This window comes from Pontivivens marinum, from assembly GCF_900231835.1.
Lineage (GTDB): Bacteria > Pseudomonadota > Alphaproteobacteria > Rhodobacterales > Rhodobacteraceae > Pontivivens > Pontivivens marinum.
In genome coordinates this window covers 132,107-147,819 of sequence record NZ_OCTN01000002.1, presented here as the reverse complement: position 1 = coordinate 147,819, position 15,713 = coordinate 132,107, and the positions used below count along the sequence as shown (strand labels likewise).

At 58.7% G+C, this 15,713-nt stretch carries 18 protein-coding genes; 12 read left to right on the top strand and 6 right to left on the bottom strand.

Features of this window, described 5'->3' with window-relative positions; translation table 11 throughout:
- Positions 1 to 5: 5 nt before the first annotated feature.
- Both secD and yajC read right to left on the bottom strand, forming a co-directional pair.
- Positions 6 to 1,637 (bottom strand): protein translocase subunit SecD, encoded by a 1,632-nt coding sequence (gene secD, locus CR254_RS06635; protein WP_097929066.1) that lies wholly within the window; start codon positions 1,635 to 1,637, stop codon positions 6 to 8.
- Between the two features lie 5 nt (positions 1,638 to 1,642).
- The gene (gene yajC / locus CR254_RS06630; protein WP_097929065.1) at positions 1,643 to 1,966 is read right to left on the bottom strand and encodes a preprotein translocase subunit YajC; all 324 of its coding nucleotides are present in this window, start codon (positions 1,964 to 1,966) and stop codon (positions 1,643 to 1,645) included.
- 101 nt (positions 1,967 to 2,067) lie between these two features.
- Between yajC and CR254_RS06625 the strand changes: the two genes are divergently transcribed.
- The 7 genes from CR254_RS06625 to CR254_RS06595 all read left to right on the top strand — a co-directional run bounded on the left by CR254_RS06625 (position 2,068) and on the right by CR254_RS06595 (position 8,596).
- On the top strand, positions 2,068 to 3,207 hold the full coding sequence (locus CR254_RS06625) for a pentapeptide repeat-containing protein (protein WP_180955912.1): 1,140 nt from the start codon (positions 2,068 to 2,070) through the stop codon (positions 3,205 to 3,207).
- Positions 3,208 to 3,249: 42 nt separating this feature from the next.
- Positions 3,250 to 4,539 carry a serine--tRNA ligase gene (serS, locus tag CR254_RS06620; RefSeq protein ID WP_097929063.1) on the top strand — a complete coding sequence of 430 codons (1,290 nt, stop codon included), beginning with the start codon at positions 3,250 to 3,252 and terminating at the stop codon, positions 4,537 to 4,539.
- An 85-nt stretch (positions 4,540 to 4,624) separates the two neighbouring features.
- Positions 4,625 to 5,098, top strand: a complete 474-nt coding sequence (locus CR254_RS06615; protein WP_097929062.1) for a DUF1203 domain-containing protein — start codon at positions 4,625 to 4,627, stop codon at positions 5,096 to 5,098.
- A 45-nt stretch (positions 5,099 to 5,143) separates the two neighbouring features.
- Entirely contained in the window at positions 5,144 to 5,818 is a 675-nt protein-coding gene (locus CR254_RS06610; protein WP_097929061.1) for a TspO-related membrane protein, read from the top strand.
- Between the two features lie 58 nt (positions 5,819 to 5,876).
- On the top strand, positions 5,877 to 6,665 hold the full coding sequence (gene surE, locus CR254_RS06605; RefSeq protein WP_097929060.1) for a 5'/3'-nucleotidase SurE: 789 nt from the start codon (positions 5,877 to 5,879) through the stop codon (positions 6,663 to 6,665).
- Positions 6,662 to 7,333, top strand: a complete 672-nt coding sequence (locus CR254_RS06600; RefSeq protein WP_097929059.1) for a protein-L-isoaspartate(D-aspartate) O-methyltransferase — start codon at positions 6,662 to 6,664, stop codon at positions 7,331 to 7,333. Before surE ends, CR254_RS06600 begins: the two co-directional genes overlap by 4 nt.
- Positions 7,334 to 7,384: 51 nt before the next feature.
- Positions 7,385 to 8,596, top strand: coding sequence for a peptidoglycan DD-metalloendopeptidase family protein (locus tag CR254_RS06595; RefSeq protein WP_097929058.1), 1,212 nt, complete (start codon positions 7,385 to 7,387; stop codon positions 8,594 to 8,596).
- Positions 8,597 to 8,641: 45 nt separating this feature from the next.
- Here the strand turns inward: CR254_RS06595 and CR254_RS06590 are convergent, their stop codons facing one another.
- From CR254_RS06590 to tatA, 4 genes are read right to left on the bottom strand one after another with little or no spacing between them, the layout of a single operon-like run.
- Positions 8,642 to 9,472 carry an ATP-binding protein gene (locus CR254_RS06590; RefSeq protein ID WP_097929057.1) on the bottom strand — a complete coding sequence of 277 codons (831 nt, stop codon included), beginning with the start codon at positions 9,470 to 9,472 and terminating at the stop codon, positions 8,642 to 8,644.
- Positions 9,469 to 10,311 carry a twin-arginine translocase subunit TatC gene (gene tatC / locus CR254_RS06585; protein WP_097929056.1) on the bottom strand — a complete coding sequence of 281 codons (843 nt, stop codon included), beginning with the start codon at positions 10,309 to 10,311 and terminating at the stop codon, positions 9,469 to 9,471. Before tatC ends, CR254_RS06590 begins: the two co-directional genes overlap by 4 nt.
- Before the next feature lie 3 nt (positions 10,312 to 10,314).
- Complete coding sequence (gene tatB, locus CR254_RS06580; protein WP_097929055.1) at positions 10,315 to 10,779, bottom strand: Sec-independent protein translocase protein TatB; 465 nt, start codon at positions 10,777 to 10,779, stop codon at positions 10,315 to 10,317.
- Between the two features lie 26 nt (positions 10,780 to 10,805).
- Positions 10,806 to 11,039, bottom strand: coding sequence for a twin-arginine translocase TatA/TatE family subunit (gene tatA, locus CR254_RS06575; protein WP_097929054.1), 234 nt, complete (start codon positions 11,037 to 11,039; stop codon positions 10,806 to 10,808).
- 195 nt (positions 11,040 to 11,234) lie between these two features.
- Between tatA and CR254_RS06570 the strand changes: the two genes are divergently transcribed.
- The 5 genes from CR254_RS06570 to CR254_RS06550 are packed head-to-tail and all read left to right on the top strand — an operon-like array spanning position 11,235 to position 15,607.
- Positions 11,235 to 11,792, top strand: coding sequence for a thioredoxin family protein (locus tag CR254_RS06570; protein WP_097929053.1), 558 nt, complete (start codon positions 11,235 to 11,237; stop codon positions 11,790 to 11,792).
- Positions 11,789 to 12,448, top strand: a complete 660-nt coding sequence (locus CR254_RS06565; RefSeq protein WP_180955911.1) for an HAD-IA family hydrolase — start codon at positions 11,789 to 11,791, stop codon at positions 12,446 to 12,448. The genes CR254_RS06570 and CR254_RS06565 overlap by 4 nt, the downstream gene beginning before the upstream one ends.
- Complete coding sequence (folP, locus tag CR254_RS06560; RefSeq protein WP_097929051.1) at positions 12,445 to 13,479, top strand: dihydropteroate synthase; 1,035 nt, start codon at positions 12,445 to 12,447, stop codon at positions 13,477 to 13,479. Before CR254_RS06565 ends, folP begins: the two co-directional genes overlap by 4 nt.
- Positions 13,476 to 14,804: a phosphoglucosamine mutase gene (gene glmM, locus CR254_RS06555; RefSeq protein ID WP_097929050.1), complete on the top strand. Its 1,329-nt coding sequence runs from the start codon at positions 13,476 to 13,478 to the stop codon at positions 14,802 to 14,804. The genes folP and glmM overlap by 4 nt, the downstream gene beginning before the upstream one ends.
- A 23-nt stretch (positions 14,805 to 14,827) precedes the next feature.
- Positions 14,828 to 15,607 (top strand): SDR family oxidoreductase, encoded by a 780-nt coding sequence (locus tag CR254_RS06550; protein ID WP_097929049.1) that lies wholly within the window; start codon positions 14,828 to 14,830, stop codon positions 15,605 to 15,607.
- The last annotated feature ends 106 nt before the right edge of the window (positions 15,608 to 15,713 follow it).

Genomic DNA, 15,713 nt, shown 5'->3' with positions numbered 1-15,713 from the left:
TCCGCTCACACTTCAATTTCTTTGGGGCGACGCATGGCGAACCACGTCACGATTAGCAGGCGTGTAATCAGCAACGCAGCAAAGACCGAGGTGATGATCCCCACACCCAGCGTCACAGCGAAGCCGCGCACAGGGCCGGAGCCGATGGCAAACAGAATAATCGCCGCGATAAAGGTAGTGATGTTCGCGTCGATGATGGCTGTAAATGCTTTGTCATAGCCCAGTTGAATTGCGCGGGCTGGACCCTTTGCCGCCTTTAGCTCCTCACGAATACGCTCGAAAATCAGCACGTTGGCATCAACCGCCATACCGACCGTCAGCACGATCCCCGCAATACCGGGCAGCGTTAGTGTCGCCCCCAGAATAGATAGGATCGCAAAGATCATCGCCACGTTCAGGATCAGCGCCACATTGGCAAACAGACCGAACAGGCCGTAGCTCAGCGCCATAAAGACCAGAACCGCGACGAAGGCGACTGCGGTGGCGATACGCCCTGCCTCAATCGAATCTGCGCCCAGCTCGGGCCCGATGGTCCGCTGTTCCAGCACGACCAGCTCGGCAGGCAACGCGCCCGCCCGCAGCAGGATCGACAGGTTCGTGGTTTCCTGCGTAGTAAACTGGCCGGTAATGATACCCGAACCACCCGGAATATAGCTTTGGATACGCGGTGCTGAAATCACCTCGTTATCCAGAACAATCGCGAATGGGTTGCCGATATTTTCCGCCGTGTGATCGCCAAATATCCGCGCGCCCTGCGCGTTAAACCGGAAGGAAACCGACGGGTTATTGTTCTGGTCAAAGGTCGCCTGCGCATCGACCAACTGGTCTCCGCTAACAATGGCGCGACGTTCAACGATATAATAGACGCCCGGCTGGCTGACATCAGGCAGCAGCAAGTTGCCCGCCCCTGCCCGCGCATTCTCATCGGTCGTCTGATTGATAACGTGGTGGAAGCCCAGCTTCGCCGTGGTTCCGATCAGGTCCAGAACCTCCTGCGAGGAGCCAACACCCGGAACCTGAATTAGAATACGGTCAGAACCCTGCCGCTGGATTGTCGGCTCTCGCGTGCCGCTCTCGTCAATACGACGGCGAACGATTTCAACGGATTGCGCGACGGTGCGGTCATCAGTGGCGGATTTCTCTGCCTCGCTCAACCGAACGCGGATCAAGTCAGTTCCCTCAGCCGAAACCTCAATATCAGTCGATCCGATACCGGTTAGCGTGGTGATGGGCTGCGCAAGCTCACGGATCGCGGCAATCGCGGTATCCAGTCCCGCAGGCTCACCAATCCGCATCAGCAATTCACCCTGATCGGTGTCTAGCTGGCGAACGGTGCCAACCACATCGCGTTGTTCGCGCAGGACGCGCAGCGCCTCGGGCCAAACGCTGTCCATACGATCCTGATACACATCAGCGACCTGAACCTCGACCAGCAGGTGAGCACCACCGCGCAGGTCGAGGCCTAGATTTATCAAGTCGGACGGCAAATAGCTCGGCCAATCCCCCTGCTGCCCTGCGGCAACCGCATCATTCGATTCCTCAACCTGTGCGTAGAACAGATTGGGCGCGGAGAATATAAGAGCCGCGAGGCACACCAGCACCACGCAGATCTTCTTCCAGAGGGGATACCCGAGCATGCGGATCAGTCCTTGGCCGGTTCGGTCTTGCTGATGACCTGAGCGATGGTGGACTGAACAACGCGCACCTTCACACCCTCGGACAGTTCAACCTCGATCTCGTTATCTTCTTTAACTTTGATGACCTTACCGATCAGGCCACCCTGAGTGACGACAACGTCGCCACGGCGCAGCGCCTCGACCATGGCCTTATGCTCCTTCACCCGCTTTTGCTGGGGACGGATCATCAGGAAGTAGACGATACCAAAGATGAGGACGATAGGAAGGAACTGACCAATACCGGCGACAGCGCCGCCAGCAGCCTGAGCATATGCAGGGGTTACGAACATTTGTTTCTCCGAAGTGGGCCCAAACCGGCCAAGAGTCTCGATTGCGAAGTCGGTGGATACCTATAGCTTGCCTAGGAGCGGTGCAAGGAGGTGAGGCGGGAATGAAGGCGTGGCTATCAAAATGGCTAGAGCGAGTGACGGGCGATAGCTCACGCTTTGAGGTGGATAACGCGCAGTTAGAGGGCCTGCTTTGGCGACTGGGAAAAGGCGCGCTGTTTGGCCTATTAATATACTTCGTAGCAATTGCGATCCTGATGGCGTTTCATTTGGTGGGCGCTTTGATGAGCGTCTTAAACTCAAAACCCGAACCCGACGCCGACCTACGCGGTTATGCCTATCTATTAATCGCACTCGTGGGCTTACCCTTTGTGATCTGGCGATCAGTGGTTGCGCAGCAGCAGGCAAAAACAGCGGAACAGGGGCTATTCACCGACCGTTTCACCAAGGCAATCGATCAACTTGGCGCAGAACGCAGCATTAAATCTCCCCCTCAACCGATTGAACAGGGAGACAGCATAATCACGATGCAGGTTGAGGAAAGCGTTCCGAATATCGAGGTCAGGATTGGTGCGATCTATGCTCTGGAGCGTCTAGCGATAGATAGCGCCCGTGATCAGGGAACCATTATTAAGATACTTTGCGTTTACATTCGTACTCACGCGAAGATGGGGACGGTGTATGCTAAGAAATATCTTAACGTGGAGCCCCGTGCTGACATTCAAGCTGCAATAAACGCCATTATTTCAATATCTAGATTGTTTAATGAATTAAAAGAAGACATAAACTTATCTGGGTCCATGCTGTCAAAGGTAAATTTTTCTAGAGCAAATATTAGTAATTTAATATTATCATATTCTTATATAGCGCATAGTAATTTCAAATACTCAACACTTCACGGGATGGAAGCACGTTTTTCAGACATCTCCAATGCAAATTTTGCATACGCTGATCTTACTGGTGCTGATCTACGCCATACAGAACTGTCATTGGGAGAGCCCTCTTTTGTGTTCAATGGAGCAACTTTGACTGGTGCGCATGTTGGAGGCGCAGAGTGGGAGGGGTTTTCCAGCCTCCATTGTGAACACATGGCTTCAATATTCGGGAATTCACGTACGAATTTTGCTTGGCTTGCGGTTAAAGATCACCCGATCCACTGGGCAAAAAGCGACATAACTTTTTTCGAGGAGTCCGATCAGTATAATAATTTCCGCAAAACCCTCGGATTGCCACCCTCCTCCTAATCCCGCATAACCCGCTCACAAAAACCAACCGGAGCTTGACCCATGCATGATATTCGCATCATTCGCGACGACCCCGCCGCCTTTGACGCCGCCCTCGCGCGGCGGGGCGATGCGCCGGTCTCATCTGAGCTGATCGCGCTGGACACCCGCCGTCGTGAGGCGATTCAGGCCGCGCAGAACGCGCTTCAGGAACGTAACGCCGCCTCGAAACAGGTTGGCGCGGCCAAGGCAAAGGGCGATGAGGATGAATTCCAGCGCCTGCGCGCCCTCGTCGCCGAGAAGAAGGACGAGATTGCGCGGCTGGAGGCTGACGCAAAAACCTTGCAGGAACAGCTCGACGACCGCCTGATGCGCCTACCCAACACGCCCGATGCAGACGTGCCCGATGGCGCAGACGAATCCGACAATGTCGAGATGCGGCGCAGCGGCACACCCCCGTCTTTCGACTTCAAACCGGTTGAGCATTTCGAGCTGGCCGCGGCCAAGGGCCTGGATTTCGAGACGGGTGGCAAGCTGTCCGGCTCACGCTTTGTCGTACTGCGCGGCGCGGTTGCCCGCCTGCATCGCGGCTTGGCGCAATTCATGCTGGACATGCACACCAACGAACACGGGCTGGAGGAAACCAACACCCCCGTTCTGGTGCGTGAGGAGGCAATGACCGGCACCGACAAGCTGCCGAAATTTGGCGATGACAGCTACCAAACCACCAATGGCTGGTGGCTGATCCCGACATCCGAGGTCACGCTAACCTATTCCGTTTCCGGAGATATTCTGGACGAGGCCACCCTGCCCCGCCGCATGACCGCACACACCCTGTGTTTCCGGTCCGAGGCAGGCAGCGCAGGCCGTGATACCTCCGGCATGTTGCGTCAGCACCAGTTCGAAAAGGTCGAGATGGTTTCCATCGTCCACCCCAGCAAAAGCCGCGCCGAGTTGGACCGCATGACGGGTTGTGCCGAGGCAATCCTCGACCGGCTGGGCCTCGCCTATCGTACGCTGTCGCTGTGCACCGGCGATATGGGCTTTGGCGCGCGCCGCACCCATGACATCGAGGTATGGTTGCCCGGTCAGGATGCCTATCGTGAGATTTCGTCCTGCTCGACCACCGGTGATTTTCAGGCGCGCCGCATGAATGCCCGCTTCCGCCCTACGGATGGTGGCAAGCCTGAATTCGTGCACACCCTGAACGGTTCCGGCCTAGCCGTCGGGCGCTGCCTGATTGCCGTGCTGGAAAACGGGCAGCAGGCGGATGGCTCGGTCATTCTGCCTGAGGCGCTGCACCCCTATATGGGCGGCAAGACGCAAATCACGGCTGAGGGTATCCTCGCTTAATTAAACACGGACCCGCCCCACCGCATGAAACGGGTGGAGCGGGTCCATTTCATTTGTGATGCAGGCTTCAACAAAGGAGACCTGCATGACACATTCCATCACCTTCCACGCATTACCCACCGATGCCGTCCGCGCCCTGCAAAATGGTGGCCCTGATTTTTGGGGCAATCCCGCCGAGCGTGCCATCAGCGATGGAAACGGTGTTCCCTGCCGCCACTGCATGGCAATCGTGCCAGAGGGCGCGGAATACCTGATCGCCGCATGGCGTCCCTTCCCTGATGCGCAACCCTATGCCGAGGTTGGCCCGATCTTCCTATGCGCTGATGCATGCACAGCACCCGCCCCCTCGCCACAAATCCCCGGCTTTCTGACCAGCCCCGAATATCTGATCAAGGGGTACACAGCCGACTATCGCATCCGCTATGGCACCGGCGCGATCATTCCAACGCAGGATATTCCGCAGGCTGCACAGGACATCCTGAACGATCCGCAGGTTGCCTTTGTTGACGTTCGGTCCGCGCGGAATAACTGTTACCACACGCGAATTACACGCGGTTAGGGCATCCAAGCGTCCCGACCAAACACGGGACGCAAGGGAAACATCATGCGCTATCTCAACCTGATCCTCGCCATCCTGTTCGCAGCAATGCCCTTTTTCACACCGTTCAACGGCTTTTCACCCGACCGCTATCCGATTCCACAGGGCAATCCCGCGATACAACCCGCGGGTTGGGCATTCAGCATTTGGGGCCTGATCTATCTGGGCCTGATCCTGCACACCGGTCGTGAGGCGATAGTGCAAAAGGTAAAACCCGACCTGATGTTGACCCTTAGCCTGTCCATCGGCGTGATCTGGCTGCCGGTGGCGGGCTACAGCCCCGTTTGGGCGACGATCCTGATCCTCATCATGTTGTTTGGCGCGGTTTGCGCCATGCTCAACCGCGCGCAACCATTAGCCACCGTGCCGCTGGGGCTGTATGCCGGATGGCTCAGCGCGGCGAGTTTTGTCAGCATTGCCCTGCTTGCGGCGGGATACGGCATTGCATTCGATGATCTGGGCTGGGCGCGCGTGCTGCTGCCCGTTGCAGTGCTATTTGCTGCTGCGATCCAATGGCGCGCCGGTTTTGCCCCCGCATATTCAGTCGCGGTCATCTGGGCCCTAATCGGCATAATAGCACAGGCACGAACGGTGCATGTTGATGTCGCCATTATCGCGGGATTGGGCATTACTACTTTGATAGGTGTCCTTCTGGCCACGTACAGGCGGAAAATCGCCTGATCTGACTGGACCCAACACCTCACCATGCATACACAGTTGCGCAAAGGCGGAGAACCACATGCGCATCCTGATTACCAATGACGACGGCATCATGGCCCCCGGCCTGAAGGTCGCGGAGGCTATCGCAGCCCAAATTGCCGGTCCCGACGGTGAGGTTTGGACCATTGCACCCGCAACGGAACAATCCGGCGTTGGCCACTGCATCAGCTACGTAACCCCGATGCGGGTCGAACAGCACGGCCCGCGCCGCTATGCCGTGGCCGGATCGCCCGCGGATTGCGTGATGGCGGGCATTTTCGACGTGATGAAGGATTGTCCCCCCGATCTGGTGCTGTCCGGCGTGAATCGCGGCCATAACGTCGCCGAGGATACGCTGTATTCCGGCACAATCGGCGGCGCGATGGAGGCGGCTTTGCACAAGTTCCGCGCCATCGCCATGTCCCAATATTACGGTCCCGATAACCGCGACATCTCTGACCCGTTCGAGGCAGCCGTCCAGCATGGCGCACGTATCGTTCAGCAGTTGCTGGATAACGCGAAGTGGGAGGAAGCAGGCCGCTACGGCGTGTTCTACAACATCAACTTCCCGGCCGTTCCCGCCGATCAGGTAAAGGCAGTCAAGGCCACCGCTCAGGGTGAGCGTGGCGGTTCACCATTCGGAATTTCCCCGCAGGATGCGCCAAACGGGCGTCGGTATCTGTGGATTCAGCACGGGATGGGCAACCACACCTGTGCCCCCGGAACCGATGCGCTTGAGGCATCTGAAGGTAACATTACCGTGACCCCACTGCGTGCCGATCTGACCGCGCGCGATCTGGTCACGGGGTTGCAGGACATTCTGTCGTGAGCGAGCCTACGCCCCCTACTGTTCAGGACGAGGCCCGCTGGGCGCTGATCTTCGCGCTACAGCAGGAGGGCGTGCGCGACCGCGAGGTCCTCGACGCGATGGAGGCGACGCCCCGCAAATTGTTCCTCGACGGGATTTTTCGCGCACGCGCCTACGAAAACATCCCCCTGCCGATTTCCTGCGGTCAAACAATCAGCCAACCTTCGGTTGTTGGCCTGATGACGCAGGCATTACAGGTGGATCGCCGGTGCAAGGTCCTCGAAATCGGAGCCGGATCGGGCTATCAGGCAGGTGTGCTCAGCCACCTTGCGCGGCGCGTTTACACCATTGAGCGCCACCGCCCCCTCGCGCGACAGGCCCGCGCAGCATTGCAGGAAATGGGTGCGGATAACGTGACCGTTGTGACCGGCGACGGTACATCGGGTCTGCCCGAACAGGCGCCATTCGACCGCATCATCGTGACCGCCGCGGCCGAGGACCCCCCATCTATCCTATTGGAACAGTTGCGTGTCGGCGGCATCATGGTATTGCCCGTTGGACAAAGCGACACCGTGCAACATCTGATAAAAGTCATTAAAACTGCTGACGGTCTGGAGTATAGTGAACTGGGCGACGTGCGCTTTGTGCCATTGCTGGAAGGCGTGGCCGAAGATATCGCGGACGGATAGACCCATAATTCAGACGTCTGAGGCAATATCCGAGCAAAAGAGAGTACTGCCATGTCATCCCGGCTGATCCCACTGTCCATCGCCTTTGGCGGGTCCATCATGCTGAGTGCCTGCGCAACGCAGATCGACTCCCCCGCACCTATCGTGTTTCGCGGGTCCACACCTGACCAACCCGCCATTGTTGCAGCTGCGCCCAGTCCGGTAACAGCAACAGCGCCAATCCAAACGGCAGATTCCCGTGGTGTGATTGATCGCGGCAGCTATCAGGTGATCGTCGCTGGCGAAAATGACAGCCTGATCGCCATGGCGGCCCGTGTCGGCGTCTCCTCCTCCGATCTGGCCAATTACAATGGTCTGCCCGTCACGCAAACAACCACCGCCGGACAGGAGCTGGTTCTTCCCCCCCGCGCAGATCGCTACGCTGTCGGCTCGCAAACCACGCCCGCAGGATGGAGCCCGGATATCGCAGCCGCTGCCATCGACCGCGCAGCCTTGCCGACGATCGAAACCGGCGCGATTGGCGCAGCAGCAGCCACACAAACAACCACAACCGCGCCACTGGTCCACACCGTAGCACCGGGTGAGACGTTGTTCTCCATCGCACGCCTATACGATGTGCCGGTAACATCGCTGGCTGACTGGAACAGCCTAGGCGCAGACTTTGCGCTAAACACCGGCCAGCGCATCGAAATTCCGTTTGGCAGCGTAACCACCACACAAACGTCTATTCCGACATTGCCACAGGCGCCTGTCACCGTTGTCACCCCTGACGCACAGGCAGTTCTGCCCGGCGCGGCGGCTGCGTTGACGCCGCCACCATCCTCGGCGCAGCCGCTGCCGACAGATACCAGCCTTGTTGTTGAGACCCCGGCCAGCCCCAATCTGGGCCAGTTCCGGTCGGGCAGCGGTATCTTCATCCCACCGGTCGATGGCCCCGTTTTGCGCCCATACGCTCCAAATGGCGCGGACCGGAATGAGGGGATCGATTTTGGCGCAGCCGCTGGTGCGCCGGTTCATGCCGCTGCGGATGGTGAGGTTGTCCTTGTTTCCCGCTCTGTCGGCGATCTGGATACCATCGTAATGGTGCGCCACGAAAACAACCTTGTGACCGTGTATGGCCGCATTACCGGCGTGAACGTTGCGCGCGGTGACAGCATCACACAGGGCCAGCAATTGGGCGTCGTGGCTGAGCGTAGCGAGCCATCGGTACAGTTCCAGGTGCGCCGCGGAATGCAGCACACGAACCCAGCCGAATATCTGTGATATCAGAACCTTAGGGGCGAGAGTCCCGCCCCTAAGGTTCCTTTATTAGCTCAGCGCAATACCCTGCCGACCGGCCAGATCCGTCACGTATTGCCATGCAACGCGGCCAGATCGCGACCCGCGTGTCTGCTGCCACTCAATCGCCTCAGCCCGCAAAGTGGCGTCGTCAATTGCCAGACCGTATTGGTCGCAATAGCCGCGGATCATCTCAAGAAACTCGTCCTGCGAGCATGCGTGGAAGCCGAGCCACAACCCGAACCGATCTGACAAGCTGACCTTTTCCTCAACCGCCTCGGCCGGATTGATGGCCGATCCACGCTCGTTCTCGATCATATCGCGGGGCATCAGGTGCCTGCGGTTCGAGGTGGCATAGAAAATCACGTTCTCTGGCCGCCCCTCGATCCCGCCATCCAGTACCGCCTTTAGCGATTTGTAATGCGCGTCATCATTGTTGAACGACAGATCATCGCAGAACAGCAGAAAGCGGCGCTGCGTCCCGCGTAGTAGCCGTAGCAACCGGCCAATGCTGGGCAAATCCTCACGCAGAATCTCGATCAACACAGTGCCCTGTCCGGCCTCCGCATGGGCGGCCTTGACCAAGCTGGACTTGCCCATTCCACGTGCGCCCCATAGCAGGACGTTATTGGCGGGCAGCCCCTTGGCAAATTGCTGCGTGTTGGTGACCAGAATATCGCGCGCACGCCCAATCCCGACCAGCAATTGCAGTGGCACACGGCTAACCTGCGGAACTGCCTCCAACCGATCCGGCGCGGTTTGCCAGATATAGGCGTCGGCGGTCCAATCAGGGGCATCGGCGGGCGGCGGGCTGATCCGCTCCAGCGCCTGCGCAATCCGCTCCATCGGGTCCTGGGTCAAACCGTGTCTTCCTCTTCCTCGGCATCAGCGCGCTTACGCTCAACCATCATGACCAGCCAGATCGAAATCTCGTACAGCGCGTAAACCACGCTAAACAGGATCACCTGCGTGATAACATCAGGTGGCGTAACCAGCGCAGCGACAACCAGAATCCCGACCACGGCATATTTACGAACGGCCTTCAGACCATCAGAGCTGACCAGCCCCGCCTTACCCATCAGGGTCAGCAGGATCGGCAGTTGGAAACAAATCCCGAAAGCAAAGATGAATTTCAGCGACAGATCCAGCGTTTCCTTAACCGAGCCTAGAAACACCGTCGTCAACTCGTCATCAGGCGCAGTCGCCGGTGCAACATCCTGACCGGACAGCAGATTGGCGATGGTCGGCACAACGTCCGAAAACCCGATAAAGAAATCCATGGCCAGCGGCGTCACCACAAAATGCGCAAAGGCCGCGCCCAGAATGAACATCGCGGGCGACGCTATGACAAAGGGTAGAAACGCGCCCTTCTCGTTCTGGTACAGACCCGGCGCCACGAAACGCCACATCTGATAGGCGATAATCGGAAAGCTCAACGCCAGACCCAGCAGGATCGAAATGCGAAATAGCACGAACAGCTTTTCCTGCGGTGCGGTAAAGATCAGACGCGCATCCTCACCCCGTGCATTCAAAACATCCGCAATTGGGCGCATGATGAAATCGAGCGTCGGTTCCGCAATCGTGAAGCAGATAATTACCGCAACCAGCAATGCAGCGACTGAGCGGATGATGCGCGTGCGCAGCTCGGCCAAATGCTGGATCAACGGCATGGCCGTGTCTTCGGTCTCAGTCTCGGCCATGTATTAGGTCTCTTTTTCGGCGGCAGTATCCGGCGTGGGTGCCTCTGCTGCGGGCTTGGGCGGCATCATGGAATTGTCGTCCGCATCCTCGAAATGCGGGAAACCCGCAGCCGAGGCAGCATTGGCCGCAGCCGCCGCATCACGGCGCGCCGCGGTTGGATCGGGCGTTTGTGGTGCGGCCGGATCAATATCCGTCATGATCGTTTTTGCATAATCACGCGCGGATTTGGTGGCTGTGTTCAGCGGATTGGTCGCGGCCTTAACCCCGTCCATCGCCTTTTTCACGTCCTGCAATTCCGTCTGGCGTGCGGCGTCGTTCATCGCGGATTGGAACTGCCGCGCCATTCCGCGCGCCTTGCCAACATATTGGCCAACTGTGCGGAACATTTTAGGCAGATCATCCGGACCGACGACGATGAGCGCAACAACGCCCACCAGCATCATCTCGTAAATACCGATATCAAACATGCTGGCGGCTCACTGTTACGGCCGTATCAGGCGCGGTCCTGATTTGTAGTCGTCTCGGACTGAGGTGCGGACTCAGGCGTTACGTCTACGGCGCTTTCAATCTTGGATTCTTCGGCCTGACCGTCCGCCATGCCCTTTTTAAAGGACGTGATGCCCTTACCGACATCGCCCATCAGCTGCGAAATCTTGCCGCGACCGAACAGAACCAGCACTACGACAGCGATCAGAATGAGGCCCATAGGACCGATATTGTTGAGCATATCCTGCCCTCCTGAAAAGAATGTATCCGACGCGGGCCACCCCCCGTCACATTGTTCCATCAATATGTAAGAGGTTTCTATGGGGCGTTCAAACCCCCATTTTCGCTTGCGGCTATTGGGTAGCGTGTCGCACGCCAATTGCCCTGAAGCCCGATGGCTTCTATATGGCCCTGAAGCGACATGGGAGCAAACGGCATGGCCATCACAAGCGGAAACGATCACGAGCAAGGCTGGGCAGCACCAGATTTCGCATTGCCCGACACACAGGGCCGCATCTGGTCCTTGGGTGATTTGCGCGGCGTGCGCGGTATGGCACTGTTTTTCATATGCAATCACTGCCCCTATGTGATCGGCATCGCGGACCGTCTGGCGCAAACGGGTGCGCAGTTGGAAAAGCTGGGCTACGGTGTTGCGGCGATTTGCTCGAACGACGCACAGACCTATCCGCAGGACAGTTTCGAGAATATGGGCCTGTTCGCGGAAAAATACGGTTTCACTTTTCCGTACCTGCATGACGAGGATCAAAGCGTCGCACGCGCCTATGGTGCCGCCTGCACGCCGGACCTTTACGGATTCGATGCAATGCTAAAGCTGCGATATCATGGCCGTTTGGACAGCGCGGGCCGCAATCCCGCCGATGCGGATACCGTGCCGGAGCTGCTAAACGCGATGAACACCGTTGCCCTGACCGGCCAAGGGCCAGATGTGCAAAACCCCTCCATCGGATGTTCGATCAAGTGGCGCACTGCGTGAGCTTGCGTCTGATTTTTGATCTGGATGAAACCCTGATCGACAGCGTGCCCTCACTGGCCGCTGCGGCGAATGTCATGCTGGCCGAACTGGGTCGCGCCCCTGTGACCCCGCAGGCCTATAAAGCATTTGTCGGGCATGGCATGTTGCAACAGATCAGGCGGGCTTTGCTGGCGACAGGCGGCATTCCGGATCAGGGCGTCGAACCCTATCTGGCCCGCATGATGGAAATCTACGGCGCGGACCCGGTGTCAGGCACCGTGATTTTCCCTAACGTCTCGGACACGCTGCACCAGCTTTCCGATGTGGGCCATCAGATGGCTGTCTGTACGCAAAAGCCTGAGGACCAAGCCCGCACCGTACTCAAATCCCTCAACCTGATGCCGCCCATCACCGGATTGACCGGTGGCGGCACCCTGGATGTGCTAAAGCCTGATCCGGCAATGCTGCACCACGCGGCGACGCAGCTATCAGGCGACGGGCAAATCGTCATGGTTGGTGATCGCGACGTAGATGCCCAAACGGCGGCAAATGCGGGCGCGAAATTCATCCTGTTCACACCACAGGGCACGCAGCCCGATTTCTATACCGACGGCCTATTCAGCGATTGGGCACACTTCCCCGCTGTTCTGGCCACGGTCACAGGACTTTCTGCATGATCTACGCTCGACCCTTGGTCCAATCTGGCCCTCGCCCTGCTGATGCCATGCCGCTGGCCGGTGGGTCGCTGTGGTTTCGCGACATCGAATATTTGTCACGCGGGTCCGGCTCCCACTTCGCCTCGGCGCGATCGCTGCCGCTGAATCTGGCACTGCGGCTAACGCAACCTCGTGCGCCGATCGGGACACTAACGCTGGACCAGCCACGGATTATGGGCATCTTGAACGTCACGCCGGATAGCTTTTCCGATGGCGGCCAAAATGCCGGCACAGCGGCGCTGATCAATGCCCAACAGATGCGCGACAATGGCACGGATATAATCGACATTGGCGGCGAGAGCACCCGCCCCGGCGCGATTCCGGTGGACGAGGCCAAGGAGCACGCCCGCGTCATCCCCACGGTGCAGGCGATCCGCGCCAATGGCATCGCGCTGCCTATCTCCATCGACACGCGCAAGGCAGGCATCGCCCGTGGCGCCATGGCGGCTGGTGCGGAGATGTTCAACGATGTCTCCGCCCTGACCTATGACCCCAACAGCGCGGAGGCCGCACGCGACCTGAACGTGCCGGTCTGCCTGATGCATGCGCAGGGCGATCCGCGCAGTATGCAACAAAACCCGCAATATGATGACGTGCTTCTGGACGTATATGACTGGCTGCATGCACGCATCGCACAGCTAGAGGCACTGGGCCTGCGCCGCCGCAACATAGTGGTCGATCCCGGTATCGGCTTTGGCAAAACGCTTGAGCATAACCTCGCGCTGATCAAGGGGCTGAGCCTGTTCCACGGCTTGGGCTGCGCGATCCTGTTCGGTGCATCGCGTAAACGGTTCATCGGCACCATTGCCGGACAGCCCGACGCGGCATTACGTGATCCGGGCAGCCATGCGGTAATGCTGCACGCCGCTAGTCAGGGCGCGCAAATCCTGCGTGTGCACGACACGGCAGGCGCGGTACAATCCCTGCGCATGTGGCGGGCGATGAATCCTGCTACACTCACACAGCAAGACATGGAAAGTGATCCGCAATGAGCAGAAAACTCTTTGGCACCGATGGCGTGCGCGGACGCGCAAATCAGGGCAATATGACAGCAGAAGTGGCGATGCGCCTTGGCATGGCTGCTGGCACCTATTTCCGGTCCGGCGATCACGCGCATCAGGTGGTGATTAGCAAGGATACGCGCCGCTCGGGCTATATGCTTGAAACCGCGATGACCGCCGGTTTTGCGGCTGTTGGTATGTCTACGCTGATGTTGGGGCCACTGCCCACGCCCGCGGTTGGCATGCTGACACGATCCATGCGCGCCGATCTGGGCGTGATGATTTCCGCCAGCCATAACGCCTATGAGGATAACGGGATCAAGTTCTTTGGCCCCGATGGCTTCAAACTCTCGGATGAGGCAGAGCAAAAGATCGAAGCGCTAGTCGAGAACCTGCCGCCGCTGGTTCCGCCCCGCGAAATCGGGCGCTCCACCCGCGTGGTTGATGGTATCGGGCGCTATGCTGAATTCGTTAAAACCACGATCCCCCGCGACCTGCGCCTGAACGGCCTGCGCGTGGTGCTGGATTGCGCAAATGGTGCCGCCTATCGCGTGGCACCACAGGTCCTGTGGGAACTGGGTGCGGAGGTTATTCCAATCGGCGTCAATCCTGACGGGTTCAACATCAACCTCGGCTGCGGCTCGACCGATACCCGCGCAGCGGCCAAGGCGGTTGTGGAATATCGCGCCGATATCGGCCTGTGTCTGGATGGTGATGCCGACCGGATTATCGTTCTGGATGAAAACGGCAATATAGCAGATGGCGATCAGATTATGGGCCTGATCGCAAAGCAGCGTCTGAAACGCGGCGATGCGCTGGTTAGCACGGTCATGTCCAATCTGGGGCTGGAGCGCCACTTGGCCGAGCACGGCATCGGTCTGACCCGTACCAAGGTTGGCGATCGTTATGTGGTTGAGGAAATGCGTGCCTCGAACCGCAGCGTTGGCGGTGAACAATCGGGCCATATCGTTCTGCTGGATCACGTCACCACCGGCGATGGCCTGCTATCTGGCCTGCAAATCCTCGCCGCGTTGATCGAGAGCAAGCAGCCCGCCAGCAAGCTGTTGCGCGTGTTCGAGCCGGTTCCCCAGTTGCTGGAAAATGTCCGCTTCGTTGCGGGCACAGACCCGCTGAACACCGATCGGGTCAAGGACATCATTGCCGAGGGAGAGAAGACCTTCGGCGACCGTGGCCGCTTGGTCATTCGCGCCTCAGGCACCGAACCGCTGATCCGCGTGATGGGTGAGCACGAGGATGCAAAGCTGCTACACCGCGTCGTGACGGATATCGCCACCGCAGTAAAATCCACAAGTTAGAAATAATATCAGGAGGATAGATTATGGATCTGGGACTTAAGGGCAAAAAAGCCATCATCTGCGCAGGGTCCAAGGGCCTAGGCCGTGGCTGCGCCGAGGCACTGGCCGCAGCAGGCGTTGATCTGGTTCTGAACGCACGCACTGCCTCCACGCTGGAGGAAACAGCCGAGGCGATCCGCGCCGCCCATGGCGTCAACGTGCAAACCGTTGCATGCGACATCACAACCGAGGAAGGCCGCGCCGAAGTGCTCGCCGCACTGCCCAACCCCGATATCCTCGTGAACAATGCTGGCGGCCCCCCTCCGGGCCTGTGGTCCGATTGGGAGATCGAGGATTTCGAAAAGGCCCTGCATGCAAACATGCTGACGCCGATCATGCTGATGAAAAACACCCTGCCCCACATGATCGACCGTGGCTGGGGACGTATCGTCAACATTACTTCGCAATCGGTTAAGGCACCAATTCCGGTGCTGGGCCTGTCCAACTCCGCCCGCGCCGGTCTGACCGGATATGTTGCCGGAACCGCACGGCAGGTCGCACAGCACGGCGTGACCATCAACAACCTGCTGCCCGGCATCCACGCAACCGACCGCGCCCTGGCGCTGGATGGTGGAGTGGTCAAGACTGAAGGCATCACCATGGATGAGGCCAAAGCCCGCCGTCAGGCCGCAATCCCGGCACGTCGCTATGGCACGTCCGAGGAATTCGGCGCGGCCTGTGCGTTCCTGTGTTCGGTCCATGCGGGCTTTATTGTCGGGCAGAACATTCTGCATGATGGTGGCGGCGTGAACGCAACGATCTGATGACTGATGAAATCCCTGCCGGATGCCTCCGGCGGGGATATTTCGTGAATGCGATAATTGTGTATCGCTGCGTTCATGAACAGCTGCGCAGGGTTGCCGCGACCTG